At 70.9% G+C, this 17,648-nt stretch carries 17 protein-coding genes; 4 read left to right on the top strand and 13 right to left on the bottom strand.

The genetic code is table 11. The annotated features are described in order from the left end of the window. Window positions 1-5: 5 nt before the first annotated feature. From ACTOQ3_RS06615 to ACTOQ3_RS06560, 12 genes are all read right to left on the bottom strand, one after another. Window positions 6-1,313: an MFS transporter gene (locus tag ACTOQ3_RS06615; RefSeq protein WP_440082519.1), complete on the bottom strand. Its 1,308-nt coding sequence runs from the start codon at window positions 1,311-1,313 to the stop codon at window positions 6-8. Beyond that, window positions 1,310-2,548, bottom strand: coding sequence for an ATP-grasp domain-containing protein (locus ACTOQ3_RS06610; RefSeq protein WP_440082518.1), 1,239 nt, complete (start codon window positions 2,546-2,548; stop codon window positions 1,310-1,312). The genes ACTOQ3_RS06615 and ACTOQ3_RS06610 overlap by 4 nt, the downstream gene beginning before the upstream one ends. Before the next feature lies 1 nt (window position 2,549). Next, entirely contained in the window at window positions 2,550-3,917 is a 1,368-nt protein-coding gene (locus tag ACTOQ3_RS06605) for a cation:proton antiporter (RefSeq protein ID WP_440082517.1), read from the bottom strand. A gap of 5 nt (window positions 3,918-3,922) precedes the next feature. Then, window positions 3,923-5,728: an ABC transporter substrate-binding protein gene (locus ACTOQ3_RS06600; protein ID WP_440082516.1), complete on the bottom strand. Its 1,806-nt coding sequence runs from the start codon at window positions 5,726-5,728 to the stop codon at window positions 3,923-3,925. Beyond that, window positions 5,725-6,102, bottom strand: coding sequence for a hypothetical protein (locus ACTOQ3_RS06595; protein ID WP_440082515.1), 378 nt, complete (start codon window positions 6,100-6,102; stop codon window positions 5,725-5,727). The genes ACTOQ3_RS06600 and ACTOQ3_RS06595 overlap by 4 nt, the downstream gene beginning before the upstream one ends. Next, window positions 6,099-6,947: a dimethylargininase gene (gene ddaH, locus ACTOQ3_RS06590; RefSeq protein ID WP_440082514.1), complete on the bottom strand. Its 849-nt coding sequence runs from the start codon at window positions 6,945-6,947 to the stop codon at window positions 6,099-6,101. The genes ACTOQ3_RS06595 and ddaH overlap by 4 nt, the downstream gene beginning before the upstream one ends. Then, window positions 6,944-8,188, bottom strand: a complete 1,245-nt coding sequence (locus ACTOQ3_RS06585) for an ATP-grasp domain-containing protein (protein ID WP_440082513.1) — start codon at window positions 8,186-8,188, stop codon at window positions 6,944-6,946. Before ACTOQ3_RS06585 ends, ddaH begins: the two co-directional genes overlap by 4 nt. Before the next feature lie 11 nt (window positions 8,189-8,199). Next, a complete protein-coding gene (locus ACTOQ3_RS06580) occupies window positions 8,200-9,735 on the bottom strand; it encodes a class I tRNA ligase family protein (RefSeq protein WP_440082512.1) in 1,536 nt (511 codons plus the stop codon). Further along, the gene (locus tag ACTOQ3_RS06575) at window positions 9,732-10,097 is read right to left on the bottom strand and encodes a cupin domain-containing protein (protein WP_440082511.1); all 366 of its coding nucleotides are present in this window, start codon (window positions 10,095-10,097) and stop codon (window positions 9,732-9,734) included. The genes ACTOQ3_RS06580 and ACTOQ3_RS06575 overlap by 4 nt, the downstream gene beginning before the upstream one ends. Window positions 10,098-10,127: 30 nt before the next feature. Then, window positions 10,128-11,426 carry a SidA/IucD/PvdA family monooxygenase gene (locus ACTOQ3_RS06570; protein WP_440082510.1) on the bottom strand — a complete coding sequence of 433 codons (1,299 nt, stop codon included), beginning with the start codon at window positions 11,424-11,426 and terminating at the stop codon, window positions 10,128-10,130. Between the two features lie 74 nt (window positions 11,427-11,500). Then, window positions 11,501-11,659 (bottom strand): hypothetical protein, encoded by a 159-nt coding sequence (locus tag ACTOQ3_RS06565; RefSeq protein ID WP_440082509.1) that lies wholly within the window; start codon window positions 11,657-11,659, stop codon window positions 11,501-11,503. Window positions 11,660-11,809: 150 nt separating this feature from the next. Continuing rightward, window positions 11,810-12,178, bottom strand: coding sequence for a hypothetical protein (locus ACTOQ3_RS06560; protein WP_440082508.1), 369 nt, complete (start codon window positions 12,176-12,178; stop codon window positions 11,810-11,812). A gap of 284 nt (window positions 12,179-12,462) precedes the next feature. Here ACTOQ3_RS06560 and ACTOQ3_RS06555 point away from each other — a divergent pair, with 284 nt between their 5' ends. After that, on the top strand, window positions 12,463-13,452 hold the full coding sequence (locus ACTOQ3_RS06555; protein WP_440082568.1) for a LuxR C-terminal-related transcriptional regulator: 990 nt from the start codon (window positions 12,463-12,465) through the stop codon (window positions 13,450-13,452). Between the two features lie 78 nt (window positions 13,453-13,530). Here the strand turns inward: ACTOQ3_RS06555 and ACTOQ3_RS06550 are convergent, their stop codons facing one another. Further along, entirely contained in the window at window positions 13,531-14,037 is a 507-nt protein-coding gene (locus ACTOQ3_RS06550; protein WP_440082507.1) for a hypothetical protein, read from the bottom strand. A 295-nt stretch (window positions 14,038-14,332) separates the two neighbouring features. On the opposite strand from ACTOQ3_RS06550, the gene ACTOQ3_RS06545 reads away from it, so the two are divergent. The 3 genes from ACTOQ3_RS06545 to ACTOQ3_RS06535 all read left to right on the top strand — a co-directional run bounded on the left by ACTOQ3_RS06545 (window position 14,333) and on the right by ACTOQ3_RS06535 (window position 17,604). Next, window positions 14,333-16,006: a fibronectin type III domain-containing protein gene (locus ACTOQ3_RS06545; RefSeq protein ID WP_440082506.1), complete on the top strand. Its 1,674-nt coding sequence runs from the start codon at window positions 14,333-14,335 to the stop codon at window positions 16,004-16,006. Window positions 16,007-16,171: 165 nt separating this feature from the next. Continuing rightward, window positions 16,172-16,825: a hypothetical protein gene (locus tag ACTOQ3_RS06540; RefSeq protein WP_440082505.1), complete on the top strand. Its 654-nt coding sequence runs from the start codon at window positions 16,172-16,174 to the stop codon at window positions 16,823-16,825. After that, window positions 16,792-17,604, top strand: coding sequence for a nickel/cobalt transporter (locus ACTOQ3_RS06535; protein ID WP_440082504.1), 813 nt, complete (start codon window positions 16,792-16,794; stop codon window positions 17,602-17,604). Before ACTOQ3_RS06540 ends, ACTOQ3_RS06535 begins: the two co-directional genes overlap by 34 nt. Window positions 17,605-17,648 lie beyond the last annotated feature (44 nt).

The raw sequence follows: 17,648 nt of genomic DNA, 5'->3' as shown, positions 1-17,648 counted from the left end.
TCCGTTCATGTCGCCGAGGCGGTCGCGGTCCGCGACTCGTCGGCCTTGTTCGGGTCCCGCATGCCGATCAGGCCCGCCACGGTCGCGATCGCGGAGACCAGGGCCGCCCACAGCCACACCGAGCGCCCCACCTGGAACCACACCAGGGTTCCGATGACCGGCCCGATCGCGGTGCCGAGCCCGAAGACGCTCTGCATGGCGCCGATGTAGCGCCCGCGGAGCCGCTCGGGACCCGCCAGGGCGGGGTAGGCGAACGTGGTGGGCCCGCCGATGATCTCCGAGAGCGTCCAGACCAGGGTGCCGAGCATGAACCAGATCGGCAGCGGGGAGATCGCGTAGATGGCGTAGCCGACCGAGACGAGCCCGAGGCCGAGCAGCGCGGTCAGCCGGATCGGCCACTTCTGCACGACCTTCGTCATCGCCAGCTCGCAGGTGATGACGATCAGGCCGTTCAGCGACACGGCAGCGCCGTACCACCACAGGCTGATGCCGGCGGCGGAGATGTCGAGCGGGAGGGTGGCCGTGTACTGGCAGTAGACGATGGAGGTGAGCAGCATCGCGACCAGGTAGACGCTGTAGCGCCAGTCGGCGAGCACCGCGAGGTAGCCGGAGCGGCCTTCCGATGAAGACGCCGCCGACGCCTCCGACGCCTCCGCCTGCCTGGCCGCGGCGCGCGCGGCGCGCGGGGCGCGCCGGGGCAGCGCGAACATCACGATGCCGCCGAAGATCAGTGCCGCGGCGGCCTCGCCCCAGAAGAGCGCGTTGTAGGAGACGGCGAGCAGCGCGGCGCCGATCAGCGGGGCGGCGGTCATGCCGAGGTTCAGGCCGAGCCGGTACATCGCCGTGATCATCACGACCCGGTGTCGCGGTGTCAGCTCGGTGAGCATCGTCTGGGCCGCCGGCCGGTAGAACTGGCCGACCGTGCTGACCATGAAGACGGCGGCCAGGATCATGGCGTAGGACGGGGCGTAGAGGATGGACACGATCAGGAGGGCCGAGCCGCCCATGCTGATCAGGGTGACCGTCCGGGCGCCGAGCCGGTCGGAGAGCGACCCTCCGGCCAGCGAGCCCACCACCGCGCCGGCCCCGTACACGCCCAGCGCGAGCCCCGCCTGGGTGGCGGAGAAGCCCCGGTCGGTCAGGAACAGCACCAGGTAGATCTGGATGAACGCGGCCAGCCTGCTGATGAAGCCTCCGAAGAGCAGCGCCTTGACCGCGCGCGGGGACTCCCTCAGGGTGGCGAACACCCCGTCGTCCGGCTTGTCCGGGGGTGTCGAGGACAGGTTGCTCTCGTTCTCGATAACGGCGGTCATGTGGCTGCCTTCACCTTCAGGTTCGCCTCGGCCGCGTCCAGCGCGGCCCGGCACTCGTCGACGGTCGGGGATAGCGCGGTGGCGTAGGCGATACGCCCCCACAGGGTGCCCTTGGGCGGTGGTGAGACGGTCGCGCCCGCGGCGACCACCGGGACGACCCGGTCGATCTCCGGGGGCAGGCCGGTCTCGTCGAACGCGATCGACTCGATCGTGGTGTCGTCCTCGGCGACGTAGAAGAAGCGCACGCCGCCGACGAGCTTGCGCTCGGGGGCGAGGTCGGGGGTACGGCCGCAGGCCACCGCGGCGGCGGCCAGGCCGGGGTCGATCCCGGTGGTGAGCATCCCGAGGTAGGGGATCATGTCCCCGCCCAGGCGCGCGTTCACCTCGATGACGCGCAGTCCCCTGGAGGAGAGCTTGACCTCGGTGTGGGTGAAGCCGTCGGTGAACCCGAGCGCGGTGTGCGTGTCCTGCAGGACGCGGCAGAACCCGGGATCCTGCAGGAGCTCGTCCTGGGCGTCGACGAAGTGGCCTATCTCCTCGCAGTAGGGCTCGTAGCCGAGGACCTTCCTGCCGAGGAAGAGCGGGGTCACCACGCCGCCCTGGACGACGGCGTCGACGCTGACCTCGGGACCGTCGGCGAACTCCTCGACCAGGACGGGCACCTCGAACGTCGCCCCGCCGGGGACCTTCAGGTCGTGGACGAAGGCGAACCGCTCGGCCAGCTCCGCGGGGTCCTCGACCCTGATGACGCCCAGGCTGCCGCCGAGGCCGCGCGGCTTGAGGATGGCCGGGTAGCCGACCGTCTCGGCGGCGCGCAGGGCCTCGTCGAGCGTGGAGACGGCCAGCGATCTGGGCTGCGGGACGCCGAGCGCGTCGAGCGCGACGCGGGTGAGGTGCTTGTCGCGGCAGCGGCGCACCATCTCGGGGTCGCCGCCCGGCAGGCCGAGGGCCGCCGAGACGTGCGAGGCGGCCAGGATCGTGGCCTCGTCCCAGCACAGCACCCCGTGCACGGGCTCGCGGGCGGCGAGCTCCAGGGCGGCGGCCGCCATCGCGGGGCCGTCGGCCAGGTCGGCGACGACGGTCCAGCCGGTGACGTACTCCCGCTCCCAGCCGGGCTCGGCGGTCACCATGAGGTGGACGCGGTACTCGGTGGCGATGGAGCGCAGCAGGTACTCGCGGTAGTGCCGCATCCCCGTCGCGACCACCAGGATCAGCGGTCTGGTGTCGATGGTCATGTCACGCCTCCTTGGCGGTGGTCACGAGCTGCCTGTCGGTGCCGTCGGTGCCGTCGGTGCCCTGCAGGGTGTCGAAGAACTCCTCGCGGACGGCCTCGTCCTCGGTGGGGGCGATCCTGGCGGCCGCGTGGCGCAGCAGCGGCGGCGCCATCATCGAGGTCACGACCGCGACCAGGACGATGACCGTGTAGGACGCCGTGGTGAGCACGCCCAGGCGCAGCCCCACCATCGCGATGATCACTTCGATCACGCCGCGGGAGTTGAGGCCGGCGCCGAGCGCGAGGGCCTCCCAGCGGGTACGGCGGGCGATGCGGGCCCCGAGGTAGGCCCCGGCGAACTTGGCGGCGATGGCGACGGTCAGCACCACGATCCCGGCGATGAGCACGGGCGGCTTGGCCAGCTCGGTCAGGTCCATGCGCAGGCCCGCCGTCGCGAAGAAGATCGGTGCGAGCACCGCGGCGACGAGCGTCTGCAGGGGTGCCAGCCTGGCGACCTTCAGGTCCGGCGAGGAGCCGACGAGCGCCCCGCAGACGAAGGCGCCGAGGATGGCCTCGAAGCCCATCGACTGGGTGGCGGCGGCCGAGAGCAGGATCATCATCGTCACCGCGGCGATCGTGGTGGCGCTTCCGCCCCGGTCGGCGGCGCGCAGCACCCTGGCGACCACCCTGCGGCCGAGCAGGACCGACACGGCCACGAGGCCGGCGAGCAGCGCGATCGCGGTGAGCGCGGCCTGCCCGGTGCGCGCCCCGGCGGTGGCGAGCGCGGAGACCACCGAGAGCAGGAACCAGCCGACCACGTCGTCGATGACGGCGCTGCTCAGGATGAGCTGGCCGATGTCGCGGTGGAGCAGGCGCATCTCCGTCAGCACCTTGGCGATGACGGGGATGGCGCTGACGCAGAGCGCGACGCCGAGGAAGAGGGCGAAGACGGTGTGGTCGACGCCTTCGGCGATCATCTCGGAGGGGGCGAGGAATCCGAGCCCGACGCCGAGGACCAGCGGGACGACCAGCCCGGCGCCGCTGATCCAGGCGGCGCTCCTGCCCTGGCGGCGGATGAAGCCCAGGTCGAGGTGCATGCCGGTCAGGCCCACCAGCAGCAGGACGCCGACCTGGCCGACCGCGTCGATCATGTGGAATCTGGCCGGGTCGGTGGGCAGCAGCCAGGCGGAGAACTCGGGGGCGACGTTGGCGAGCAGCGAGGGCCCGACCAGGATCCCCGCGCTGAGCTCACCGAGCAGGGCCGGCAGCCCGAAGCGGACGGAGAGACGGCCCAGGACGGTGGCCAGACCCAGGAGCAGCCCGAGCTGCAGCAGGAGGATCATCAGGTCGTGGGCGGGGATGACGGCGACGGGAGCCGCGGCGATCGGCATGGGGATCAGTCACCGCTCTCGACGTAGTACCAGTTCTCCGGGCTGATCATCCCGAAGGGGTTGATCGGCTCGAAGCCGCGGAGCCTGTTGGAGACCTCGAACAGCCGCAGGGAGAAGTTCGGGATGAAGATGACGGGCACCTGCTCGGCGATGTAGTCCTGGTACTCGTAGAGGGCGGCGGGGTCGTCGCTGGTCAGGGTGCGGTCGATGAGCTCGTCGGCCCTCGGGTCGGTGTAGTGGCCGAAGTTGCCGCCGGCGTCGGTCCGAAAGAGGATCTCGCCGCTCGGGTAGTGGTAGACCCAGCCGCCGCCCCAGGTGCTCAGTTCCCACAGGCAGGGGCTGTCGGGCCCGACGACGCAGGGGGCGTCCTCGGCCACCAGGACCGAGCCGTAGACCTCCTGCAGCCGCAGTTCGATGCCGGCCTTGGCCGCGTCGTCGCGGAACTGCTCCATCAGGCGGGTGAGGGCGGGGCGTCCCTCGGCGTACCTGAGGGAGAAGCTGAGTTTCGTGCCGCCGGGGATGTCCGCGCCCGCCTGGCCGGGGCCCTCTCCGGGGTTGACGCAGACGGCGGGCGTCGTGCTGGTGTCCCAGCCGTTGGCCTCCAGCAGCTCGCGGGCCCGCCCGGCGTCGAAGGGCAGGATCGGCGCGCCCTGCAGGGTGGGCGAGACCAGGTCGCTCACCGGGTAGCGGGGCACCGGCCCGTCCTGCCGGTAGGCGTAGCCGTGGTAGATGTCGCGGGCCGCCCGGTCCTGGTCGAGCGCGTGCTGCATCGCCTGCCTGATGTAGGTCTGGGCGAGCATCTTGCCGGCGACGGTCGGGTTGTTGTAGTTGAGCGGGATGTAGCGGATGCAGAAGGCCGCCTGCGGGACCAGCGTGTAGTGCTCGCCCAGCGGGTTGGGGCCGCCCTTGGTGGGGTCGTCGGTCGGCTCGGTGCTGAAGCTCAGTGGCAGGTAGCCGACCTGGATGCCGTCGGGCCCGTCCGGTCCCTCCAGCAGTTTCCGGTACTCCTCGCCGTCGGACATGAAGGGGACCTGCCGGAACTCGTCCAGGTGCGGCTTGTTCGGCCCGGAGTAGTGCTCGTTGGGGACGAAGGTGACGACGCCCTCCATGGTGTAGCTCTTCAGCCGCCACGGGCCGCTGACCACGCTCCACACCGGGCTCGTCGCCCAGTGCACGCGGTCGGAGTTGTCCTCCTCGATGACGCCGCCGTTCTCGCCCATCAGGAAGTCGTAGACCGCGGCGACGTTCTCCAGGCCGTACGAGGCGTCGGAGGGCCCGTCGGCGGTACGGTCCCAGGCCTTGGGCATCGGGGTGATGGTGCTGAGCTGGTTCATCAGCACCCAGCGCTTGGAGTACACCTTGTCGAAGGTGAAGTAGACCTTGTCCTCGGCGAGCTTGCCGTAGGAGACAAGGTTGTCGGGGAAGCAGCCCGGGACGTACTCGCCGTAGCGCTCACCCTTGACCGCCATCATGTTCACCCAGAACAGCACGTTGTCCGCGCAGATCGTCTCGCCGTTGGACCACTTCCAGGGCTTGACGGTGACGGTGACGGTGAGGCCGTCCTCGCTCCACTGCGGGGGCTCGCCGATGCTGAGGTCGTAGTCGACCTCGGGGGTGCCGTGCGTGCCGAAGAAGTAGAGCGGCCGGTACATCAGGATCTGGAACTCGAGCAGGTTGCGGGTGCCGAAGCGCTCGGGCGGGGTGAAGGGGAAGATGATCGACGGGGGGAATCCGGGGGCGCAGGCCCAGGTCACCGTGCCGCCCTTGACGGGCTTCTCAACGTTCGGGCGGGCGATGGTGTTCAGGGTCATGGTCGGCTCTCAATCCTCTGGTGGGGCAGCGTGAAGGTGTCGGGGTCGATCTCCTCAAGGAGGGAGACGCCGCTGCTCGCGTGGGCGCCGAAGCGCTCCCACGTCTCGTGGAGCAGGACCCGGCCGTCGGGGAGCAGTTCGGGGGTGCTGCGGCAGTGGCCCGACACGACGGCTCCGGTGTCGAGGACCATGGTGTAGGCGAAGTCGAGGGTGCCGTCGGGGGCGCAGAGGCCGGTGAGGCTGCCCCGGCGGGCGTGGCCGCCGGAGAACTCGCCCCACAGCAGGTCGCCGTCCTGGCGGTACAGGGCGACCGGGTGCCTCTCCCCGGAGGGGACGCCGCCGGTGGTGAAGCGGCGCCCGTTGTAGTCGATCATGAGTGGGCCGCCCTGAGTTCGAGGGTGCAGCACTTGGCGCTGCCGCCGGACTTCAGCAGCTCGGAGAGCTCGACGCCGATGGGCTCGTAGCCGCGCTCGCGCAGCTCGCCCATGAGGTGGGTGGCCGCGGGCGGCATCAGGACGTGGCGGCCGTCGGAGACGGCGTTCAGCCCGAACACCTCGGCGTCGGCCTCGTTGGCGATGATCGCGTCGGGGTACAGGACGCGCAGCACGCCCTGGCTCTCCCTGGAGAAGGCCCCCGGGTAGTACATGATCTGGTCGCGGTCGAGCACGGCCAGCGCGGTGTCGAGGTGGTAGAAGCGCGGGTCGACCAGCCGCAGCCCCGCCACCGGGATCCCGAAGAACCTCTCCGCCTCGCGATGCGAGCGGATGTCGGTACGAAAGCCGGTGCCGGCCAGCAGGTACCTTCCGGCGTGCAGGTAGTCGCCCTCGCCCTCGTTGACGTACACCGCCTCGCGGGTCTTGTAGCCGCGGGCGCGGAACCACTCCAGATAGGCGGGCCCCTCGGCGGCCCGCTCCTCGTACCGGAACCTGGCCGACAGCACCTTGCCGTCGATGACCGTCGCGCCGTTGGCGGCGAACACCATGTCGGGGTTGCCGGGCAGCGGCTCGATGAACTCCACCTGGTGGCCCAGGGCGCGGAAGGCGCGCAGCAGGCCGTCCCACTGGAGTCTGGCCAGCGCGCCGTCGACCGGTTTGCCGGGATTCATCCAGGGGTTGATGGAGTAGACGACGTCGAAGTGGGTGGGCGGGCACATCAGGTAGCGGCGGGTGCGGGCGACGCGCAGGGTCCGCGACGGCGCCTCCTCGATCAGCTGTGTCATGACACTTCTCCGTCCTGGGCGAGCGTGACGTTGATCTTGGAGGCGTAGTCGAGCATCGTCTCCCTGGCGTCCTCCAGGGAGGTGCCGGTGGTGCCCAGGAAGCCGAGGATGCTGTTGCCCTCCGGCGGGCGCCGGACGACGTCCCCGGGGCTGGCGGTGATCTTGAGGAAGAAGACCTTGTCGGACTCGGAGACCTCGGCCGGCACGTCGATCGCGGTGATCCGGCCCGCGTCGCACATCAGGCACATCGCGGTGACGTGGACGCCGGTCGGCCGGTAGTGACGCACCCGCGGCGCGGCGCCCCTGGCCACGTCCATGACGGCGCGGATCGGGTTGTGCGCGGCGGTGATCCCGGCGATGAGGTCCAGCCCGCCGCCGCCGGGCCTGATCGCGATCTCCAGCAGGTACGGCTCGCCCCGGTGGAAGCGCACCTCGGCGTGCAGCACGCTGCGCCGCAGCCCCTGGGAGTGCGCCCCGGCCCTGACCACGCGGTGGACCGCGGCCACCTGCTCGGTGGTGAGCGAGGTCGGCCCGTGGTGCACGTCGTCGTCGAAGGTGCCCCCCTCGACGGTGATGCGGTCCACGATGGAGCCGAGGTAGACCTCGCCGTCCCAGGCCACGGCCTCGATGAGGAACTCGTCCCCGTCGAGGAAGGCCTCGACCAGCAGGCCGTGCGGGCCGAGGTCGAGGCCGTGCGCCTCCATCTCGAACCACGACATCCCCTCGATGCCGGCCAGCGCCTGGGGGAACAGCTTCGCCATCTCCTCCGCGTCGTCGATCTTGAACACGAAGTTGCTCGCGGCACCCAGGGTGGGCTTGAGGATGACCGGGTAGCCGAAGTCGGCGGCGGCGCCGAGCGCCGCGTCCAGCTCGGTGACGAAGCGGAAGTCCGGGTGCGGCGCGTCGTGCCTGCGGTGCGCCTCGCGCATCAGCAGCTTGTTGCGGCTGGTCCTGGCCGCCTCGACGCCCACGCCCGGCAGGCCGAGCGCCTCGGCGACGGCCGCGACCGTGGTCACGCCCGACTCGGAGAAGGTGATGATCCCGTCGAAGCGCTCCTGCTCGTGCCACTCCTTGGCCTCGGTGATGAGGTCGTCGATGTTCTGCGAGCCCACGACGCGGTAGTGGTCGCCTGGCCAGAAGTCCGGGGTGCCGATGCCGTTGAGCACGTAGAGCTCGGCGCCGTAGTCCTGCACCTGCTGGTAGCGGGAGCGGTAGTAGGTGGCGTTCTGTCGGGCTTCCATGGCGAGGAGTTTCATCGGGGGCTCCCGGGCAGTCGCGGTAGCGGGAAGGCGTCGATCGTCTCGGCGGAGGTGTCGAGGGTGAGCTCGACACCGGCCGCCTCGGCCTCGGCCGCGACGTCGATGAGGATGGGAGCGGCGCAGGAGAGGAAGGCGCGCACCTCCATCAGGAGGTCGCCGGGCTCGTCGCGCTCGGCGGTCAGCAGCCTCGCGAGCTGGGTGACGATGCCGTCCGCCGCCCTGGTCAGGCTGAACGAGGTGAGGTCGTAGCAGAGCCTGAACCTCTCGACGACGACCGCGGCCCGGCGGCGCCCGGCGTCGGTGACCTTGAACTCCTCCTCCGGGTCGGTGACGAGGGCGTCGAGGCGGTCGGCGAGCGCGTTCCACGGCTCGCGCAGCCTGCGGGCGGTGACCTTGTCGAGCCCCTCCCTGGTGAAGTTGGCCCGCTGGTCCTCCGGGCAGGTCAGGGCGAGGTAGAAGCGGACGAGGTCGCGCGGCACCTCGGCGACCAGGTCGGCGCCGCGGATGAGGTGGCCCCGGCTGGTGGAGAACTTCTCGTTCTCCAGCTCGTAGAACTCGTTGCAGACGTTGGCGTCGGGGGTGAGGTAGCGGTCGCCGTGGGCGAGCAGCATGACCAGGTCGACCATGCCCCAGAAGTAGACGTTGTCGAACCCGTGGAAGTAGACGAGGCTGTTGCCGCTCTCCGCGCGCCAGGCCCGGTCGACGGGGCCCTCGGGCTCGCCGGCCGCCTTCCAGGTGCTGTAGATCGAGGCGGGCATCGCCTCGACCCACGGGTAGAGGATCTGGCCGGGCGTCTCGGCGAACGGGGCGTCGATCCCCCAGCCCGGCGACGGCACCGTGATCGGGATCTCCGGGAGCGGCCGGGCCAGGATCTCGCGGATGAGCTGCCTGCTGTGTCCCCTCCAGGTGTGCTCGCGGGCGGCGTAGTAGGCGGTGAGCTCCTCCCGGTAGTTCTCGATGGGCAGGACCAGGACGGTGACCTCGCGCGAGGTCACCGGGTCGGCGGGGTCGAGGACCGAGCGCGGGTCGCCCAGGTCGTCGAAGTGGTTGGGGTGGCCGCAGCCCTCGCACGACCCGCCGCAGCTCTCGGTCAGGCAGGCCGGGCACTCGCCCTTGACCAGCCCGTCGAACAGGTAGGTGCCCGCGTTCTGCGCGTACGGCATGCGCACGGTCCGCGGCTCGAACCGGCCCCGCTCGTGGAGGGCGGTGACGAAGTCGAGCACGGTCCGGCGGTAGGTGTCGTCGATGGGCGGCATCGGGGCCAGGGAGATGCCCATCGCCTCCACCGACCGCTGGATGGCGGCGGTGGACGCCGAGCACAGCTCGGCGGGCGTGGTGCCGTGCCTGCGGGCGGTCGAGATCATGTACGACTGGCTGTCGTCGGTGCAGGTGTTGTAGTTGACGGGGCGGCCGTCGGCCCGCAGGTAGCGGGCGTAGACGTCGCCGGCGACGTAGGGGCCGGCCATGTGGCCGACGTGCAGGTCCCCGTTGGGCGTCGGCGTCGCGGCGATGACGATCGTCTCCGTCATGTCTCCTCCTGGTGACGACTCTCGAACACGCGGGTCATGTCGTGGTCCCACCAGATGCCGTACATCTCGAAGGAGGCGGTGCCGTCGTTGACGACCCGGTGGTCGGTGCCGGGCGGGAAGTAGGCGACGTCCCCGGCGGAGAAGGGGGCGCGCTCACCCTCGCTCTCCAGGACCGCCTCGCCGGAGACGGCGATGAAGATCTCGTACTCGTGGTGGGCGTGCCGGGTCGAGGCGGTGCCGGGCTCGATGACGCACCAGGCGCCCTCGAAGGGGGCGTTCAGCGTCTGCCAGGGCATCAGCCGCTTGGCGAGCAGGCCGTTGTCCCGGCGCAGGTGGGCGGGGTCATAGGTACGGAGGTCCACGGGGGTTCTCCTCGAAGGGTTCGGAGAGGATCAGGAGGCGATCGGGAGGGCGAACGGCGCCAGGAGCTCGGCGGCGGCGGCGCTGTCCCGGATGTCGTGGACGATCTCCTCCGCCCGGTTGGCCAGCGTGCTGAGCAGGGAGTCGGCGATGCCGTGCGTGTCCTCGTTGACGCCCTGCAGGTAGCAGGAGGCGCCCGAACCGGCGGGCAGGGACAGCTTGTAGAAGCGGTCGACGCCGATCTCGCCGAGACCGGCCCTGGCGGCGAGGTCGCGGATCAGCGCGGGCATCCGGCGGTCGAAGCCGGTGCCGAGCAGCAGGACGTCGCAGGGCAGCTCGTCGTAGCCGCCGCTCTTCCTGTCCTGGAGGGTGAGGACGATCTCGTCGCCCTCCAGCCTGGCCCCGGCGATCTCGGCCATCGTGATCATCTGGATCCTCTCCCGTCCGGTGAGGCGCTCCAAGTAGATCTGCCGGTAGAGGTTTTCCAGCAGGCCCGGGGACAGGCCCGCGTAGTTGGTGCGGTGCATCTCGCCGAGGAGCTGGCGCCGCGCCTCGGGGCGCGAGCGGTGGAACTCGTCGACGAAGGAGGCGTAGAAGAGCTCGTTGGTGAACTTGCTGCTCTCGTAGCCGTTGAGGCCGATGGAGCGCATGATCATCGTGCACTGGGCGTTGGGCATGCTCTGGTGGGTGGCCCACAGCATCTCGGCCGCGCTCTGCGCGCCGCCGATGACCGCGACCCGGTGCGGAGCGTCGTGGTCGAGCCCGGCGATTTTCCGGCTGTACTCGGTGCTGTGGATGATCCGCTCGCGGGGGAGGGTGTCGAACACCTCGGGGACGTGCGCGTCACGGCCCGCGCCGACCACCAGGGTGCGACAGCCGATGGTCGAGCCGTCGGCGAGCCGGACGACCCACCGCTCGACGCCGCCGTCCTCGGCCATGACCGGCTCGACCGCCACGCAGCGCCGGCCGTACTCGATGCGCACCTGGGCGAGCGACTGCGCCACCCAGAGCAGGTAATTGGAGATCTCCATTCTGTACGGGGTGAAACTGCCCAGATTGACGAATTCGCTGAGCCTTCCCACGGAGTGCAGGTGGTTCACGAAGGAGAATCTGCTCTGCGGATTTCTCAGCGTGACCAGGTCCTTGAGAAAGGAGACCTGGCTCTGGGTCCAGGGCAGCAGCATTCCGCGCTGCCAGACCACGTCCCCGTGCTGTTCTATGATCAGCGTTCTGGTGGCCAGTTCCGGAGCGAGCTCTTCGAGGGCAACGGCGAGGGCGAGGTTGGACGGCCCTGCGCCGAGGGCGAGTAACTCGACTTCCTGGTGCTTCACGGTGGTCGCCTCCCGGACGACTTCTCGGGCGCGGTGCCCGTGACGAATGGTTTGCTGGGTTTCTCCTGGTCGGCTCACTGCCAGCCGGCTCCGCCGGCCGGGGCGAGGGCCGCGACGAGGGACGCGGTGGCCGCGAGGCCGGCCCTCCCTCCGGGCACGGCCGCGGTGACGGGGACGGCGGTGAGCGAGCGGACGCCGAGGGCGGGGGCGATGGATCGGACCGTGGTGCTCATTGTTCTTCTTTCCTTTCGACCGGCGATTCTCGGCGCCCTTTTCCTGTTTCGCAGGCGTGCCCCGGATTAACTTTTCCGGACATTTCCTGCTTCGTTCTGACACTTCGATTCTTGGTCGACCCAGCCGGATTCCGGAAGCCCCGGAGCCTGTCAGCGCGCTGCAATGGCAGGACGCTGACAGGCCTCCTCGTCGAACGTCTCGAGGCGCCCGAGCGCGAGGTCGAGATCGGTTCCGCAGGCCACCAGCGACCAGCCGGAGAGCTCGGGCACGCCGTCGAGGGCGCGCAGGCACAGCCGGGCCGCCGCGCTCTCGGCCTCGTCGAGGGTGGGCCTGCGGATGAAGAGCCCGAGACGGATTCCGGCGGGATGCTCCTCGCCGTAGATGTGCTCTATCCCGTCGGCGGGCTCCGCCAGCGCCAGGAGCAGGCGCCGGAGCTCACGCGCGGGTATCCGCCCGCCGGCCGGGGCCGGGCGGCCTTCGATCTCGGGGGCGCGTAGGCGCGCGTTGATGAGATACATGAATCGACCGTGGTTCGCGCGCGGCGAATCCACCAGGTGTTTCCCCTGGCAGGTCCATGGCGTGGCAGGATCATGCCATCGCGCCGCGCTTTCGCGTCCCGGCTCCGGCCGGCCCCCTGGCGACGCCCCGCGAACCCCCGTGAACCGGTGTGCCCCAAAGGGAGCGGGGGCGGTCGCGTAACCCGGTCATCACTGCGCCCGGTTAGTTTCAGACTGCGATCGTCGTGGGCCCCGCCCATCGGATCGCGTCTCGGTCATGCTCGAACCGTGGAGGGGTCGTGCTCATGCTGCTTGGCATCGGGTCCGCCGAGGAAACCGTCTACCGCACCATCCTGGAGAACCCCTCCTACGGGGTGACCGAGCTGAGCCTGGAGCTGGGATGGCCGGTCCACCGGATCCGCGCCACCCTGGACGAGCTGGCCAGGTTGTCGCTCCTGCGCCCCTCGTGGGAGGAGCCGGACGTGCTGCGCCTGGTCCGCCCGGAGGTGGGGCTGGCCGCGCTGCTGGCCAGGGAGGAGGCCGCGCTGCTCGCCAAGCAGCAGGAGATCGAGCGGAGCCGGACGGCCGTCGCCCAGATGATCGCGGCCTACGGCGACCAGCACCCGGCACGCCAGGACGACGGCTCCGAGGCGCTCGTCGGCATCGACACGATCCGCAGCAGGATCGAGGAACTGGTCGCCGAGTGCCGGCAGGAGCTGCTCGGGTTCGAGCCCAAGAGCGCCCAGACCCCGGAGAACATCATGGCGAGCCGCCCGCTGGACGAGGCTCTGCTCGACCGCGGCGTGGCGATCCGCATCGTCTACCCCGACAGCGTCCGCAACGACCAGGCGACCACCGGATACGCGGCCTGGCTCACCGGGAACGGCGGCCAGGTCCGCACCACCCCCGGCCTTCCGCTTCGCATGCTCATCTTCGACCGGCGAGCGGCCCTGCTGCCGACGGACCCCGCCGACAGCAGCGTTGGAGCGGTCCTGCTGCGCGGGGCGGGCGTCGTCGCCGCCCTGATCGCCCTGTTCGAGCAGACCTGGGGGGCCGCCGCCCCTCTCGGCGAGGAGCGCAGGCGCGACGAGAAGGGCCTCAGCGACCAGGAACGCGAGGTGCTCCGCCTGCTCTCGACGGGGCTGACCGACGAGGCGGTGGCCCGCAGGCTCGACGTCTCGGTCCGCACCCTGCGGCGCGTCACCGCCGAGCTGATGGAACGGCTCGACGCTCGCAGCCGGTTCCAGGCCGGATACCTCGCGACCGCCAGGGGATGGCTGCCGTCCTGCCTGTGACCACGCCGCGAGAACCCTGGGCGCTCCCTCGTCCGGAGGCGACGCGGCACGAGGGACCGGCTCCGGCGTGAACGGGGCTCAGCTCGCCGCGGGAAGTGCCGAGCCGTCCATCGGGCCGTCGGGACTGTAGACCACGCACATGACGTCGCGGTCACCGCCGGCCCAGGTCTCCCGGGTCGGCAGGACCGGGTAGAAGTTCAGCCCCGAGGCCGACTCGCCGCTCCAGTGGCTGTCGAATCCCCGCCGGCAGCTCCGCCACGCGAAGGCGCCCAGCGCGGCCGGATCCCATTCGCCGTCGGGAGCGTGCACGAAGCCGTACGACTGGTTGGCCGCCCGCTCGTGGCAGGGCGTGTACAGCACGACGACCTCCGCCGCCTCCCCGGAGTACGCCGGATCGGTGAAGCACTCCCCCGCCTCGATGTGCAGGATCCCGCTCGTCCGCGCGGTGACGAAGGTCTCGTCCTTGATCGTCGGCGCCGCCGCCGGGGTCGGCGGCGGGAACAGCGTCCCGAGCGCCACGAGGCCGAGAAGCAGGGTCCGGCGGCGGGCGGGCCGCCGGGTGCCGGCCTGGCGGGTGACGGTCAACGGGGCGTCCTCTTCCTCGGGAAGCGGCTCTTCACCCGGGGAGCGATTCCGCTGTTCGACGGCTGGTCGGCCACACCATAGGCGTGATCCGCGGAACGCGCGGGCAACGGAGGGTGGCGAGCGCGCGGACTTCCGGCGACATCGGCGGTACGGCCGGGTTCACAGGTTTCCGAGAGAGCATGTTCATCCGGGCGCAATGCTCCATATGGGCATTTGATGATCTTTTCTGGATCAATACGGACGTCCACCGCACTCCCTCGGTGGAATGTGATTCCTCCCCTGAAAAGAGCTCATGATGGGCGAAGTCAACATGCCCCGGCCCGCCGGACCCCGGCGAACGAAGCTGACGGCGGCGGGCGCGGGCGTGCTGCTCCTCGGCGGCCTGGCGTTCGGCCCGGTGGCGTTCGGCGCGGCCGCGCCGCCGAAGTATCCCGCCGCCGACATCCACAAGCCCTCCCCCATGCCCGACCGGGTCATCCTGACCCCGACCACCACCCCGTCGACCAGCCAGAAGGTCACCTGGCGGGCCGTGGCCGACGCCGAGTCGGCGCAGGCGGAGATCCTCGAGGCCCCGCGGGCGCTCGGCGAGGTCGCGCCCGCCGCGGGCGCGGTCGTCAACGTCAAGGCGGCCGTCAGCACCCCGGTCAACACCACCCTGGGGTACGCCTCCACCTACCACACGGTGGAGTTCACCGGCCTGAAGCCGAACACCCGGTACACCTACCGGGTCGGCGACGGCACCAACTGGGCCGAGTGGAGCGACTTCACCACCGCGGCGGCCGACCTGCGGCCGTTCTCGTTCATCTACTACGGCGACGCGCAGAACTACATCGACTCGGCGGTGCCGCGCGTCTTCCGCCAGGCGTTCGCCGACCGCCCGCAGGCCAAGATGATCGTCAACGCCGGTGACCTCATCGACTCCGCGAACAGCGAGGAGCAGTGGGGCCAGTGGTACAAGGCCGCCGGCTTCATCGACGGCCAGGTCAACAACATCTCGATCCCCGGCAACCACGAGTACAGCGGCGGGCTGTCCACCTTCTGGCGGCCGCAGTTCCCCTATCCGGACAACGGGCCGGGTAACCCGGAGCTGAAGCAGACCGCCTACACCGTCGACTACCAGGGCGTGCGCTTCATCGGCCTGGACTCCAACGTGCAGGGCAACCCGGCCCTGATGGCCGCGCAGGCCACCTGGCTGGAGGGCCTGCTCAAGGACAACCCGAACAAGTGGACGGTGGTGACCTTCCACCACCCCGTCTACTCCACCACCGGCACCCGCAACAACCCCGTCGTACGCGCCCAGTGGGGCCCGCTGCTCGAGAAGTACGGCGTGGACCTGGTCCTGCAGGGCCACGACCACTCCTACGGCCGGGGCAACGTGGCGACCGCCCGCAAGTCGGTCACGGTCAACAACGGCGTCGCCTACGTCGTGTCCGTCTCCGGCGGCAAGATGTACGACCTCAACAACGGCGAGAACTGGACCGGCAACGGCGCCGAGGTCGTCAGCCGGAGCCAGAACACCCAGCTCTACCAGCTGATCGACGTCGAGGCCGACCGCATCACGTTCGAGGCCCGCTACGCCAACGGCGAGCACCACGACGGCTTCGTCATCCGCAAGAACAAGGCGGGCGAGCGTACGGTCAACGAGATCCGCACGCCGGAGAACACCGTCGGCGAGCAGGTCACCGTCGACAGGACCACCGTCGAGACGCGTGGCGAGCTCAAGATCTCCGCGTACGGCTACGACCCGGACGAGCGCGTGTCCGTCTTCCTGAGGGAGGCCGGCGACCGCGACAGGGGGAACGGGCACGACAGGGACGACTCGATCGGCGTCCGGACCGCGGACGAGCTGGGCCGCCTGACCTACACCTTCAGGCTGCCGGGCAAGGCGAAGAAGGACGACACCTACGTGGTGTACCTGGACAGCGCCAACCAGAAGATCACCAGCCCGGTCATCACCGTCACCAGGTAGTGACCTCTCCGGGCGCGGGGCGGCCGTGACGGCGGCCCCGCGCCCGGAGGTACCGGCGCCACGCCAAGCCACGCCGGCGCCAGGTCGGCGCCAGGTCGGCGCCAGGTCGGCGCCGCGCCGAAGTCGTGCCGGAGCCGTGCCGAAGTCGTGCGAACAGGAGATCCGTTGAGAATCCACACCCGCGTGCTGGCGGGCGCGCTGCTCGTCTGCGCCCTGGGCGGCTGGGCCGCACCGGCCGCCGCCCACCCCTTCGGGCCGCCGTCCACCGCGCGGATCGGGGCCGACGGCTCGCGCGTGACCATCTCGTGGTTCGCGGCCGAGGACGACTGGGTCGCCCTCGGCCAGTCGATCGGGGCGTTCGAGGACCCGGCCGGCGGTGCCGTGTCGACGGAGCTGACCGGTGAGCAGAAACTCGAGCGGTCGCCGGCCCTGCGTGACTACCTGCTGGACCGGGTCACGGTCGCCCAGGGCGGCCGGCGGTGCGAGAGCCGGCTGGAGGAACTCCGGGCACTGGTCACCGACGGCGCCCGCTTCGTCTTCGACTGCCGGAGCCCGATCACGCAGGTGGACGTCACCGTCGCCGCCCTGACCGACCTCAACAAGGCGTACCGGACGATGCTCGTCGCCGAGACCCCCGCGACCCCCGGGCGGACGCTTCTCACCGAGGCCGAGAGCACCCGGCGCCTGACCTTCTCCGGCGCGGCCGGCGGTGGCATGCCCCCGGGGACGGCCGTCGTCGTCTGGGCCGCCGTACTGCTGGCCGGAGCGGGGGTGTTCGCCGCGCTGTGGAGGCGACGCGGGACGGGCGGGCGGTCGTGACGGAGTTCGGCGGCTTCGAGAGCCGGTTCGTCTCGCTCTTCGACGACAGGGGCGTCTTCTGGGCGGTCCTCGCCGTCGCGCTCGTCGCCGGAGCCCTGCACGCCGTCGCCCCCGGCCACGGAAAGAGCGTCACGGCGGCCTATCTGGTCGGTACCCGGGGCGGTTACCGCGACGCGCTGCGCCTGGGGGTCATCGTGGCGCTGATGCACACCTTCTCGGTGTTGGTGCTGGCGTTCGCCTGGGTGGGGCTGAGCGGCGCCGCGAGTTTCGGCACGAAGAACGTCACCGCCTGGATGCAGGTCGCGGCCGGACTGGTCACGATCGGCGTCGGAGCCCATCTCACCTACCGCCACCTGCGGGAACGGAACCGGCACCGGCCGCGGATCCACCACGGCCATGGACACGGGCACGGGCACGGGCACGGGCACCAGGTCGAGGCCGGGACGGATCCCTGGTCGCGCCGGGGCCTCCTCGCGCTCGCCCTCTCCGGCGGGTTGCTGCCCTCGCCGTCCGCCTTCGTCGTCCTGATGAGCGGGCTGCTCACCGGCCGGGCCCTCGACGCCGTCGTGCTCGTCGCCGCCTTCGGCCTGGGAATGGCCCTCACCCTGACCGGCGTGGGCGTCGCGACGATCCGGGGGTACGCGCTGCTGACCCGGAGGACCCTCGGCCGGTCCCGGGCCTCCACGGCGCTGGCCTGGGCTCCGGCCGCCGCCGGGGTCGTGGTCTCCTTCGCCGGCGGCCTCTATCTCGTCGCGGCGCTCGGCGCCGTGACCGGCTGACCGGAGAGACGGCGGCACCCCCCGAGGGGCGGACCCCGGCCGCG

Origin of the sequence: Streptosporangium sp. LJ11 (genome assembly GCF_051918945.1) — a bacterium.
Lineage (GTDB): Bacteria > Actinomycetota > Actinomycetes > Streptosporangiales > Streptosporangiaceae > Streptosporangium.
The sequence above is the reverse complement of the archived record's forward strand: the minus strand, read 5'-3'. Positions and strand labels throughout refer to the sequence as shown.